11 protein-coding genes are annotated in these 12,294 nt (G+C 67.5%); 1 reads left to right on the forward strand and 10 read right to left on the reverse strand.

The features are described 5' to 3' along the window. Positions 1-18 precede the first annotated feature (18 nt). From QT382_RS08225 to QT382_RS08245, 5 genes are read right to left on the reverse strand one after another with little or no spacing between them, the layout of a single operon-like run. Positions 19-234, reverse strand: coding sequence for a hypothetical protein (locus QT382_RS08225; protein WP_289253549.1), 216 nt, complete (start codon positions 232-234; stop codon positions 19-21). Then, entirely contained in the window at positions 221-2,023 is a 1,803-nt protein-coding gene (locus QT382_RS08230; protein WP_289253550.1) for an acyl-CoA dehydrogenase, read from the reverse strand. Before QT382_RS08230 ends, QT382_RS08225 begins: the two co-directional genes overlap by 14 nt. A gap of 17 nt (positions 2,024-2,040) precedes the next feature. Further along, positions 2,041-2,457 (reverse strand): PaaI family thioesterase, encoded by a 417-nt coding sequence (locus QT382_RS08235; RefSeq protein ID WP_289253551.1) that lies wholly within the window; start codon positions 2,455-2,457, stop codon positions 2,041-2,043. Positions 2,458-2,474: 17 nt separating this feature from the next. Next, positions 2,475-3,650 carry an acetyl-CoA C-acyltransferase gene (locus QT382_RS08240; protein ID WP_289253552.1) on the reverse strand — a complete coding sequence of 392 codons (1,176 nt, stop codon included), beginning with the start codon at positions 3,648-3,650 and terminating at the stop codon, positions 2,475-2,477. Between the two features lie 20 nt (positions 3,651-3,670). After that, positions 3,671-5,767 (reverse strand): 3-hydroxyacyl-CoA dehydrogenase NAD-binding domain-containing protein, encoded by a 2,097-nt coding sequence (locus QT382_RS08245; RefSeq protein ID WP_289253553.1) that lies wholly within the window; start codon positions 5,765-5,767, stop codon positions 3,671-3,673. A gap of 202 nt (positions 5,768-5,969) precedes the next feature. On the opposite strand from QT382_RS08245, the gene QT382_RS08250 reads away from it, so the two are divergent. After that, positions 5,970-7,874 carry a diguanylate cyclase gene (locus QT382_RS08250; RefSeq protein WP_289253554.1) on the forward strand — a complete coding sequence of 635 codons (1,905 nt, stop codon included), beginning with the start codon at positions 5,970-5,972 and terminating at the stop codon, positions 7,872-7,874. Here the strand turns inward: QT382_RS08250 and QT382_RS08255 are convergent, their stop codons facing one another. The 5 genes from QT382_RS08255 to QT382_RS08275 form a co-directional block, all read right to left on the reverse strand. Continuing rightward, entirely contained in the window at positions 7,875-8,252 is a 378-nt protein-coding gene (locus QT382_RS08255; protein ID WP_289253555.1) for a hypothetical protein, read from the reverse strand. It abuts the gene before it with no gap. Positions 8,253-8,458: 206 nt separating this feature from the next. Then, positions 8,459-9,169 (reverse strand): ABC transporter ATP-binding protein, encoded by a 711-nt coding sequence (locus QT382_RS08260; RefSeq protein WP_289253556.1) that lies wholly within the window; start codon positions 9,167-9,169, stop codon positions 8,459-8,461. Further along, complete coding sequence (locus tag QT382_RS08265; RefSeq protein WP_289253557.1) at positions 9,166-9,951, reverse strand: ABC transporter ATP-binding protein; 786 nt, start codon at positions 9,949-9,951, stop codon at positions 9,166-9,168. The genes QT382_RS08260 and QT382_RS08265 overlap by 4 nt, the downstream gene beginning before the upstream one ends. Then, entirely contained in the window at positions 9,951-11,258 is a 1,308-nt protein-coding gene (locus QT382_RS08270; RefSeq protein ID WP_289253558.1) for a branched-chain amino acid ABC transporter permease, read from the reverse strand. Before QT382_RS08270 ends, QT382_RS08265 begins: the two co-directional genes overlap by 1 nt. 1 nt (position 11,259) lies before the next feature. Continuing rightward, entirely contained in the window at positions 11,260-12,219 is a 960-nt protein-coding gene (locus QT382_RS08275; protein ID WP_502929882.1) for a branched-chain amino acid ABC transporter permease, read from the reverse strand. Positions 12,220-12,294: the final 75 nt, after the last annotated feature.

The following is a 12,294-nucleotide window of genomic DNA, read 5'->3' on the forward strand; positions in this document are numbered from 1 at the left end:
TCGTCTCTCAGCTTGGATTCAGGACCAGTAGGAGCGCAGCCAGATCATCAGCACGCCGCCCCCTATCGCCATGCCGCCCTTGGCCAGCAGCAGCGACCCCATCAGCGTGCCGTCCGGCCCGCCGCGCAACAGAAAGATCCCCAGCGACACGGCCAGGCCGCCGCCGAAGATCAGGATCCACGCCAGGCGCTCCATCCACAGCAGCGCCTTCGCGGAACGATCAGAACCAGGCATCCTTCATCTCCCGACAGAGCCCCTCGCGCCGCTCGACCACCTCGAGCCAGGCCGCGATCCTGGGCAGTTCGAAAGCATAGAAGTATCGGGCGGCCGACTGCTTGCCGCGGGCAAAGTCGCTCTCGCCCGGCGCGGCCAGTGCCAGCTCCAGCCAGATCCAGGCCAGCACCGTATGGCCGAAGGCCTGCAGATAGGGCGTGGCATTGGCCAGGGCCTCTTCCGGATGGCCGGTGGCCCAGGCCTTCTTGGTGGCGCCGCCGACCCGCGCCAGCGCTGCCGCCAGCTGGTTGCCCAGTTCGGCCAGTTCGGGCCGCTGCACCGCCTGCTGCACCGTGGTGTTGATGCGGCCGGCCAGCGCCATCAGTGCGGCGCCGCCATCCATCACCACCTTGCGACCCAACAGGTCCAGGCCCTGGATGCCATGCGTGCCCTCGTGGATCATGTTGAGCCGGTTGTCGCGCCAGTACTGCTCGACCGGAAAGTCGCGCGTGTAACCATAGCCACCCAGCACCTGGATCGCCAGCGAATTGGCCTCCAGGCACCATTCGCTGGGCCAGCTCTTGGCAATGGGAGTCAGCACCTCCAGCAGGCGCTTGGCCTCGGCCACCGCGTCCGGCGTGCCCGTGTGCTCCTCGTCGACCAGGCGGGCGCAGTACAGCGACAACGCCAGGCCGCCCTCCACATAGCTCTTCTGCGCCAGCAACATGCGCTTGACGTCGGCGTGTTCGATGATGGGGCGCTGCGGCTGGGCCGAGTCCTTGCCAGCCGGACCTACTGGACGGCCTTGCGGACGCTGGCGCGCGTACTCCAGGCTGGCCTCGTAGCCGGCATAGCCCAGCATCACGGCACCCAGGCCGACACCGATGCGGGCCTCGTTCATCATGTGGAACATGCAGCGCAGGCCTTCGCCCGGCTGGCCCACCAGGTAGCCGATGGCCCCGGCCTTGCCGCCCGGCTTGAAGCGGCCCTCGCCGAAGTTCAGCAAGCAGTTGGTCGTGCCGCGGTAGCCCAGCTTGTGGTTCAGGCCGGCCAGCGAGACGTCGTTACGCTCGCCGGTCAGCTCGGCGCGGGCGTTGACCAGGTGCTTTGGCACGACGAAGAGCGAGATGCCCTTGGTGCCCGGCAGGGGCTTGCCGTCCGGCCCCGGGATCTTGGCCAGCACCAGGTGGATGATGTTTTCCGACAGCTCATGCTCGCCGCCCGAGATCCACATCTTGTTGCCCTTGAGGCGGTAGCGCGGGCCCAGCTCATCGTCGCCATCGGGCTCGGCCCGCGTGGCGATGTCCGACAGCGAGGACCCGGCCTGCGGCTCGGACAGGCACATGGTGCCGAACCAGCGGCCCGAGAACTCGTGGGCCGCGAAGACCTCGCGCTGTTTGTCCGTGCCATGGGCCATCAAGAGATTGGCATTGCCCTTGGTCAGCATCGGATAACCCGACAGCGCCACGCTGGCCTTGCTGAAGAAGCACTTGGCCGCCATCTCGATCACGCAGGGCAGCTGCATGCCGCCCAGCTCGTAGTCCTGCGCCGCGGCGAGCAGGCCGCTCTCGACGAAGGCCGCCATCGCCTCATGCGTGGCCTGCGGCAGGTGGACCTTGTCGCCGTCGAAATGCGGCTCCTCGGTATCGCACAAGCGGTTGAACGGCGCGAACTTCTCGCGCGCGATCCGCTCGCTGGTGTCCAGCACGGCGGCAAAGGTCTCGCTCGAATGGTCGGCGAAGCGCTCGCGCTGGTTCAGGGTCTCGACCTTGAGCCAGTCGTTGAGCAGGAATTCCAGGGTCTGGCGCATGTCGCCTCGCTCGCTAGCTAAGCCTTGGTGATGGCCATCGTCGCCGAGGCCTTGGCGACCAGCGTGCGCTGGCCGTCGTTGATCGCATAGACCTCGGCCTCGCAGAACGAGACCTGGCGGCCGGGCTTGAGCACCCAGGCCTCGCAGACCAGGCGCTCGCCGGCCGCGCCGCGCAGCAGGCTGGTCTTGAACTCCGCGGTCAGCACCCAATGGCCTTCAGGCGCCAGGGTTTGCGCCGCCGCGCCCATGGTGTGGTCGGCCAGCGAGGCCACCACGCCGGCATGGCCCACGCCTGTGTGCTGCTTGTGGCGGGTCTCCAGCTTCAGCTGGGTCACGACCTTGCCGGGCTCCACCGCCACCGGCTCCACGCCCAGCTCCACCATGAAGGGGGCGCTGGCGAAGAAGCGGCGCAGGGTTTCGAGGTCGATCTGCATGCGCCGCTCCTCGGCCGTCAGAGGACTTCGAAGACGCCGGCCGCGCCCATGCCACCGCCAATGCACATCGTGACGCAGACGCGCTTGGCGCCGCGACGCTTGCCTTCGATCAGCGCATGGCCGGTCAGCCGCTGGCCCGACACGCCATAGGGGTGGCCCACGGCAATCGCGCCGCCGTTGACGTTGAGGCGGTCCATGGGAATGCCCAGCGTGTCGGCGCAGTACAGCACCTGCACGGCGAAGGCCTCGTTCAGCTCCCACAGGTCGATGTCGGCCACGGTGAGGCCCAGCTTCTTCAAGACCTTGGGCACGGCGAACACCGGGCCGATGCCCATTTCATCGGGCTCGCAGCCGGCCACGGCGAAGCCGAGGAAGCGGCCCAGGGGCTTGAGGTTGTGCCGCTGCGCATAGGCCTCGTCGACCACCACGCAGGCACCGGCGCCGTCGCTGAACTGACTGGCATTGCCGGCCGAGATCACGCCGCCGGGCAGCGCGCTGCGCAGGTCCTTGATGCCTTCGAAGGTCGTGCCCTCGCGCAGGCCTTCGTCGGCCGACACGGTCACTTCCTTGGTCGTCATGCCGCGGATCTTGTCGACCACGCCCATGGTCACCGTGATAGGCGCGATCTCGTCGGCGAACTTGCCGGCAGCTTGTGCCGCACAGGCCTTCTGCTGGCTGCCGGCGCCATAGTGGTCCATGCGCTCACGCGAGATGCCATAGCGCTTGGCCACCTGTTCGGCGGTCTGCAGCATGCTCCAGTAGATCTCCGGCTTGCTCTTCAACAGGGCCGGGTCGGTGTACATGTGGCGGTTGGCCTCGTTCTGCACGCAGGAGATGCTCTCCACGCCGCCGGCCACGTAGACATCGCCCTCGCCAGCGATCACTCGCTGCGCAGCCATGGCGATGGTCTGCAGGCCCGAGGAGCAGAAGCGGTTGATGGTGACGCCGCTGACCGTGATCGGCAGGCCGGCGCGCAGTGCGATCTGGCGGGCGATGTTGCCGCCGGTCGCGCCTTCGGGCGTGGCGCAGCCCATCAGCACGTCTTCGATATGCGCTGCCTCAATGCCGGCGCGCTGCACCGCGGCCTGCACGGCATGGCCGCCCAGGGTGGCGCCATGGGTCATGTTGAAGGAACCCTTCCAGCTCTTGGTCAGCGGGGTGCGGGCGGTGGAAACAATCAGTGCCTTGCTCATGGTTCTTTGCTCCTGGCTGCTTATTCAGTGAAGCTCTTGCCCTGCTCGACCAGTCGAGCCAGGAGCGGAGCGGGTTGCCAGAAGTTGGCGTCGTCATGCGGGTTGCGGGCAAAGCGCTTCATGGTCTGCACCACGTTGTAGAGGCCATAGGTGTCGGCGTAGCACATGGGGCCGCCGCGCCACAGCGGGAAGCCGTAGCCGGTGAGGTAGACCATGTCCACGTCGGAGGCGCGCTGGGCGATGCCCTCTTCCAGCAGATGGGCGGCCTCGTTGACCAGGGCGAAGACCAGGCGGTGGACGATTTCCTCGTCCGTGATCTGGCGCGGCGTGATGCCCAGCGCCGCGCGGTGCATCTCCAGCATCTGCTCCACGGCCTTGGACGGGATGGCGTCGCGCTTGCCTTCGCGGTAGTCGTACCAGCCGCCCTGGGTCTTCTGGCCGAAGCGGCCCATCTCGCACAAGAGGTCGGCGCTCTTGGAGTAGCGCAGATTGGGCTTCTCCTGGTAGCGGCGCTTGCGGATCGCCCAGCCTATGTCGTTGCCGGCCAGGTCGCCCATGCGGAACGGGCCCATGGCGAAGCCGAACTTCTCGGCCGCCTTGTCCACCTGTTGCGGCGAGCAGCCTTCGTCCAGCAGGAAGCCGGCCTGGCGGCTGTACTGCTCGATCATGCGGTTGCCTATGAAGCCGTCGCAGACGCCCGAGACCACGGCCGTCTTGCGGATCTTCTTGGCCATCTGCATCACGGTGGCCAGCACGTCCTTGGCGGTCTTGGCGCCGCGCACCACCTCCAGCAGCTTCATCACGTTGGCCGGGCTGAAGAAGTGCAGGCCCAGCACGTCCTGCGGACGCTCGGTGAAGGCGGCGATCTTGTCCACGTCCAGCGTCGAGGTGTTGGAGGCCAGGATGGCGCCGGGCTTCATCACCTTGTCCAGCTGCTTGAACACCTTTTCCTTGACGCCCAGTTCCTCGAACACCGCCTCGATCACCAGGTCGGCATCGCCGATTTCCTCGTAGCTCAACGTGGTGCTCAGGAGCGCCATGCGCTCGTCGTACTTCTCCTGCTTGAGCTTGCCCTTCTTGACCTGGGCCTCGTAGTTCTTGCGGATGGTGGCGACGCCACGGTCCAGCGCCTCCTGCTTCATCTCCAGCACCTGCACCGGGATGCCGGCATTCAGGAAGTTCATGGTGATGCCGCCGCCCATGGTGCCGGCACCGATCACGGCCACCTTGGCGATCTTGCGCACCGGCGTGTCGTCCGGCACGTCGCCGATCTTGCTGGTGGCGCGCTCGGCGAAGAAGGCATGGCGCAGGGCCTTGGACTCGGGCGTCATCATCAGAGCCACGAAGCCTTCGCGCTCGGCCTTGAGGCCTTCGTCGAACTTCATGTTGACCGACGCGGCCACGGCCTCCAGGCAGCGCAGCGGTGCCGGGAAGTTCTTGCTCATGCCGCCGACCATGTTGCGGGCGAACTGGAAGAAGGCCTCGCCATTGGCGACGCGGGCCTTGAGGTCGCGCACCTTGGGCAGCGGGCGGGCATCGGCCATCTCGCTGGCATAGGCCACGGCGCCGTCTATCAGGTCGCCTTCGATCATGCGGTTGAACAGGATCTGGCCCGGCACCATGGCCAGCAGCTCGCTGTTGACCGGCTCGCCGCTGACAATCATGTTCAGCGCCGGCTCCACGCCCAGCGCACGCGGCAGGCGCTGCGTACCGCCGGCACCGGGCAAGAGGCCCAGCTTCACTTCCGGCAGCGCGATCTTGGCGCCCGGCGCGGCCACGCGGTAGTGGCAGCCCAGGGCCAGCTCCAGGCCACCGCCCATGCAGACGGTGTGGATCGCGGCCACGATGGGCTTGCTGCAGTTCTCGGCCACGCTGATCAGGCTGTGCAGATTGGGTTCGGCCAGCGCCTTGGGCGTGCCGAATTCCTTGATGTCGGCGCCGCCCGAGAAGGCCTTGCCGGCGCCGGTGATGACGATGGCCCTGATCCTGTCGTCGGCCTCGGCCTGCTGGATGCCCTCGGCCGCGGCCTTGCGGGTGGCATGGCCCAGGCCGTTGACCGGCGGGTTGGACAGGGTGATCAGCGCGACGGCGCCGCGGACTTCATAGGTGGCTGTCATGGGGCATGCCCTTCCTTGCAAGCGATTCGAGAAGCGGGGCGAGCGCGGCGCCGGCGGGGGCGGCGGCTCGAATAGAACGGTCGTTCGATTCTAGGCAGCTAGGCGGCGGCGGCGTTGTCGCTGCCGAGACAATGGATCGGCGGGAATCCACCGAGGCCGCGCCGCCCGGGGCCGCCCTCAACGGCAGACACAATCCTGCCCGATGACGAACCGCTCTTCCATGCGCTGGCTGCAACAAGGCGTGACCGCCGCCCTGCTGGCGTTCTGTGCCGCGGCCCAGGCGAATCCGCAGGCCAAGGCCCTGCTGGCCGAGGCCGAGGCGATACGCGACAAGAACACGCTCGCCGCATGGGCCCTGGTCCAGCGAGCCCTGCCCCTGCTGCAGTCACCGTCGGATGCCAAGCTGCGCGGCGATGCCCTGGTCCTGCGCTGCTGGATGGCCCAGACCTCCGAGCCCCGGCAGGCCCTGCCCTCGATGGCCGAAGACCTGGCCTGGCTGGGTCGCCAGGCCGGACTGGCGGCGCTGCGCGTCGAGCTGCGCCTGTGCGAAGGCTACGGCCATGAGCGGGCCCAGCGACCCCACGAAGCCATGGCCGCCTATGAAGAAGCGGTCGCCGAAAGCCAGCGCCTGGGCGACAAGGCCCTGCTGGCAGATGCCCTGGTCCTGCGTGGCGAATGGCGTTACGGCGAGGGCGAATACGTGCTGGCCCTGGCCGACCTCAAGCGCTCCTACGACCTGAACCGGGAGCTCAAGCGGGCCGACAAGCTGAGCTACGCACTCAATGCCATCGCCAATCTCTATGCCGATGCCAATGTGGGCGAATACGCCAAGGCACTGGACTACTACCTGCAATTGCAGAAGGAGCACCAGCTCAACGGCCGGCCGCAGGAACTCTCGACCAACCACTTCAACATCGCCAGCACCTACGAGCGGCTGCGCGACTGGAATGCAGCGCTGGAGCATTTCCGGCTGTCCGCCGAGATGGACCGCAAGCGCCAGCAACCGCTGGAGGCCGCCTATGCGCAGCGCTCCATAGGCATCGTGCTCGGCAAGCAGGGTCGGGCGGCTGAAGCGCTGAAGGTGCTGCAGCAGGCGCTGGCCGAATTCGAGGCGGCCAGCGACGCGGACCGGGCAGCGCAGACGCGGCTGTCGCGCGCCGTCGTGCTGCGCCAGCTCGGCCGCGCCCGCGAGGCCCTGGCGGACCTGAACAGCGTGCGCGGCCATTTCGAGCAGGAGGGCAACGAGCGCTTCCTGGAGAAGATCGCCGACGAACGCGCCCAGGCCCTGGCCAGTGTCGGCGACCTGCAAGCCGCGCTGCAGGCCCGCGAGCAGCAGCTGGCGCTGGTGCGCAGCCTGACCGACAAGGCCAAGGCCCTGCAGACCTCGCGGCTGCGGGTGCAGTTCGACACCGAACGCAAGGAACAGGAGAACCGCGAGCTCAGCGCCGAAAACGCCGCACGCGCCCAGGCCCTGCTGGATGCCGACCAGATCCTGCGCTGGCAGGCGGCCGCGATCGCGCTGGGTGCCACGGCCTTGCTGGCCCTGATGCTGCTCGGCTGGCGGCAGCGCCGGCATGCGCGGCGGATGCGCGACCTGGCGATGACCGATGAACTGACCCGGCTGCCCAACCGTCGCCACCTGCTGATGCTGGCCGAGGCGCAGATCGCCGCCGCCCGCGCCGGGGCCGGCGAGCTGAGCCTGCTGACGCTGGACATCGACCACTTCAAGCGCGTCAACGACAGCTTCGGCCACGAGGCCGGCGACCGGGTGCTGCAACGGGTGTCGGCCGCCTGCCAGGCAGTCCTGCGCCGCAGCGATTCGCTGGGCCGCACCGGCGGCGAGGAGTTTGTCGCCCTGCTGCCGGGCATCGGCGTCAGTGCCGCACTGGAGATCGCTGAGCGGATGCGCGAGGCCGCCGCGCGCACGCCGCTGGATGACATCGCCCCGGGCCTTCAGGCCACGGTCAGCGTCGGCCTCAGCCAGCTGCGGCCGCAAGAGCGCGAGATCGGCGCCCTGCTCAGGCGGGCCGATGCGGCGCTCTACCGCGCCAAGGCAGCGGGTCGCAACCGGGTGGAGACGTTTGCCGAAGAGACGGACTTGGGCTGATCAGCCCTTGTGGGGCCTCAGAACCAGGGTGTCGGCGAAGCCATCGGACCCGGCCGGCGGTGGCGCCGCGCCCTGGGCGAGCGGCAGAAAAGGATCGAATGCCGCCGGCTCGGTCGGCGCAGCGGCGGGGGCATGGGCCGGCTTCAGCGCGGCCTTTGACGCATGCTTGAGCTCGCCCAGTTCCTTCTGCAAGGCCTCGACCTGCTTGCGGGCCTGGGTGACCTGCTGGCCGGCGAACTGGCGCGCCTTCTCGACCTTGTCGACCCGCGCCGCCGCCGCCTTGAGCTGCCGGCCGCACCACCAGAACAGGCCACCGCCGACGAGGACGCCCCCCGCCAGGAAGCCCAGCACGGCGATCAACCACTGATTGGCGTCCATGTACTACCCCAGCTGTTGCAGCTACGAGCAAATGTAGCGCCGCAGCCCGCCGCTGCCATCCATCGGAATGGCAAGGAAGTCACGCCTGGTGGGGAGCTGCTGTCCGGGGGATGGGGGACAGATGAGGCCTAGCCAGCCTGCGCGAGACGCAGTTCTGGCCTTCGGTAGGCGTCGGACCTGCCGCAGGGCAGGTCCTCGGTCCGATCTCAGACCTCCAGCCATTCCTTGCGGATATAGGCATTGCCGCGCAGATCCGCCGGCGTGCCTTCGAACACGATGCGGCCATGGCCCATCACATAGCAGCGCTCGGAAATCTCCAGCGCGATGGCCAGCTTCTGCTCGACCAGCAGCACGGCGATGCCACGCCGCTTGAGCTCCTTCAGGTACTCGGCCACCAGCTCGACGATCTTGGGCGCCAGGCCCTCGGTGGGCTCGTCGATCATGATCAGGTCCGGGTCGCCCATCAGCGTGCGGCACAGGGTCAGCATCTGTTGCTCGCCGCCGGAGAGCACGCCGGCCTCGGTGTGCTGGCGCTCCTTGAGCCGCGGGAACATGCTGTACATGTCGTCGAAGCCCCAGCGCGGGTTCCTGGCCCCGCTCTTCTGCCCCAGCAACAGGTTCTGGTGCACCGTCAGCTTGGGGAAGATGTCGCGGTTCTCGGGCACATAGCCGATGCCGGCATGGGCCACGCGGTAGCCCTTCTCGCCCAGCAGCTCGCGCTCGCCGAACTTGATCGAGCCATGGCCATCGACCTGGCCCATGATGGTCTTGACCGTGGTCGAGCGGCCCGAGCCATTGCGGCCCAGCAGGGCCACGATCTCGCCGGCCTTGACCTCCATGCTCACGCCATGCAGCACATGGCTCTTGCCGTAGAAGGCGTGGACGTTGTCCAGCTTGAGGTTGCGTGAGTCGCTCATGCGTGGGCTCCGGCCGCCTGTTGTTCTGCAAGGACCGAGCCCAGATAGGCCTCCTGCACCCTCGCATTGGCCCGCACCGCTTCCGGCGTGTCGAAGGCGATCACCTCGCCGTAGACCAGCACCGCAATCTTGTCCGCCAGGCCGAAGACCACGCCCATGTCGTGCTCCACGGTCAGCAGGGTCTTGCCCTCGGTGACCTCGCGGATCAGCTGGATGAAGCGCTTGGTCTCGCTCTTGCTCATGCCGGCCGTGGGTTCGTCGAGCAGGATCACGTTGGAGCCGCCGGCGATGGTGATGCCGATCTCCAGCGCCCGCGCCTCGGCATAGGTGAGGTTCATGGCCAGCACGTCGCGGCGCTTGTCGAGCTTGATCATCTCCAACACCTGGTCGGCGCGGTCATTGGCATCGTCCAGGTCGGCCAGGAATTTCCAGAACGCGTAGCGGTAGCCCATGCTCCAGAGCACGGCGCAGCGGATGTTCTCGAACACCGACAGCCGGGTGAACAGGTTGGAGACCTGGAAGCTGCGCGACAGGCCGCGGCGGTTGATCTCGTAGGGCTTGCGGCCGTCAATGCGCTCGCCGTTCAGGCGGATCTCGCCGCTGGAGACGCCGAAGCGGCCGCTGATCAGGTTGAACAGCGTGCTCTTGCCGGCGCCGTTGGGGCCGATGATGGCGACGCGCTCGCCGGGCAACACCCGCAGCTGGGCGCCGCGGATGATCTCGCTCTTGCCGAAGCTCTTGCGGACGTCGAGCAGTTCCAAGGCAAATTCACTGGCGGCCATCACAGGCTCTCCCGACGCTTGATTTCTTTTTCGATCTCTTCCTGGGTCTCGTCCCATTCGCGCTTGTACTGGCGCCGCGCCAGCTCGAACAGCACGATGCCCACCACCAGCACGAAAGCCGAGCCGAACCAGGCATCCAGCCGTGAGGAATCGAGCGTGGCCCCCATGAAGCGCAGCTCCGGACCCATGGCCTCGTTGAGCTGGCGGTGGTAGAGCATCTCGACCATGGCGCCGCCGCCGACCAGCATGGTCAGGGCCGTGCCGGCCAGGGCCAGGTAGGAGGTCCAGAGCTTGGACAGCTTGCCGAAGGCCGCGACCCGCAGGTTCATCATGATCAGGCTCGCCACGCCGCCCGGCGCGTACATCACCATGAACAGGAATACGAGGCCCAGGTAGAGCAGCCAGGCCTTGGTCAGCTCGGACAGCAGCACCAGGGCCACGACCATCAGCACCGCGCCAATGACCGGGCCGAAGAAGAAGGTCGCGCCACCGAGGAAGGTGAACAGCAGGAAGGCGCCCGAGCGCGCCGCACCGACCACCTCGGCCGTGACGATCTCGGTGTTGATCGCGCCCAGGCCACCGGCCACGCCGGCGAAGAAGCCCGAGATCATGAAAACCAGGTAGCGCACCCACTGGGTGTCGTAGCCGACGAACTCGACCCGCTCCGGGTTGTCGCGCACCGCATTGAGCATGCGGCCCAGCGGCGTGCGGGTCAGGGCGAACATCGCGGCCGTGCAGAAGAAGCAGTAGATGGCGACCAGGTAGTAGACCTGGATCTGAGGACCGAACGAGATGCCCATCACCGGCTTGCCGATCACGCGGTTGCTGGAGACGCCGCCCTCGCCGCCGAAGAACTCCGGCAGCATCAGGAACATCGAGGCGATCAGCTCACCCAGGCCCAGCGTGATCATCGCGAACGGCGTGCCGGCCTTCTTGGTCGACACATAGCCGAGCAGGCAGGCCAGCACCAGGCCCGACAGGCCGCCGACCAGGGGCACCAGGCTGACCGGGATGGGCAGCGCGCCGCGGGTGATGGCGTTCAGCGCATGGATGGCCAGGAAGGCGCCGAAGCCACTGTAGATCGCATGGCCGAAGCTCAGCATGCCGCCCTGGCCCAGCAGCATGTTGTAGGCCAGGCAGGCAATGATGCCTATGCCCATCTGGGTCAGCATGGTCTGGGCCAGGCCGCTGGTCCAGAGCAGCGGCGCGACCGTCAGCACGACGGCGAACAGGCCCCAGACGATCCAGCGGCCGACGTTGTAGGGCTTGAAGTGGAAGTTGGCGGAAGAGGCGCGGGTATGGTTCATCTCAATCTTCCCGCGTTCCGAGCAGACCCTTGGGCCTGAAGATCAGGATCAGCACCATCAGCAGATAGGGCAGCGTGGGCGCCACCTCGGGCAGGCGCAGCCGCAGGAGCGGGTAGATGGGGTTCTCGGGACCGACCTTGAAGCCCCAGCCATTCAGCAGCGAGGCCATGGACACGTCCACGGTCAGAGGCAGTGTCTGCAGCAGGCCTATCAGCAGCGAGCCGACGAAGGCACCGGCCAGCGAGCCGATGCCGCCGACCACGATGACTACGAAGATGATCGGCCCGACCACCATGGCCATCGAGGGCTCGGTGACGAAGGTGAAGCCGCCGATCACACCGGCCAGGCCGGCCAGCGCGCAGCCGCCGCCGAACACCATCATCAGCACCCGCGGTACGTTGTGCCCCAGGGCCTCGGCCATCTCGGGATGGGTCAGCGAGGCCTGGATCACCAGGCCGATGCGGGTACGGGTCAGCACCAGCCACAGCGACACCAGCATCAGCACCGCCACCAACATCATGAAGACCCGCGTCATCGGGAAGTTGGAGCAGGAGGCCGTGGCGCAGAGCTCGGCCGGCGCGCCGCCCAGGGCTATGGACAGGCCGCTGCCCGCCTGCTGCACGATGGTGAAGGCCGGCCCCTGCAGTGCCGGCGGTGGCGTGAAGGGCACGGCCGTGCGGCCGAAGATCAGCTGCACCAGCTCCAGCAGCACATAGGTCAGGCCGAAGGTGATCAGCAGCTCGGGCACATGGCCAAACTTGTGGACCCGGCGCAGCGCCATGCGCTCGAAGCCGGCGCCCAGCAGGCCCACGACCAGCGGCGACAGGATCAGCGAAGGCCAGAAGCCCAGCACGCCCACCAGGGCATAGGCCGCATAGGCGCCCAGCATGTAGAAGCTGGCATGGGCGAAATTGAGCACGCCCATCATGCTGAAGATCAGCGTCAGGCCGGAGCTCAGCATGAACAGCAGCAGTCCGGAGGACAGGCCGTTCAGCAGGTTGATCAGGATTTGGTCCACGACGACTCACTCAAGGAG

Origin of the sequence: Pelomonas sp. SE-A7, assembly GCF_030345705.1 — a bacterium.
In the GTDB taxonomy this organism is placed as follows: domain Bacteria; phylum Pseudomonadota; class Gammaproteobacteria; order Burkholderiales; family Burkholderiaceae_C; genus JAUASW01.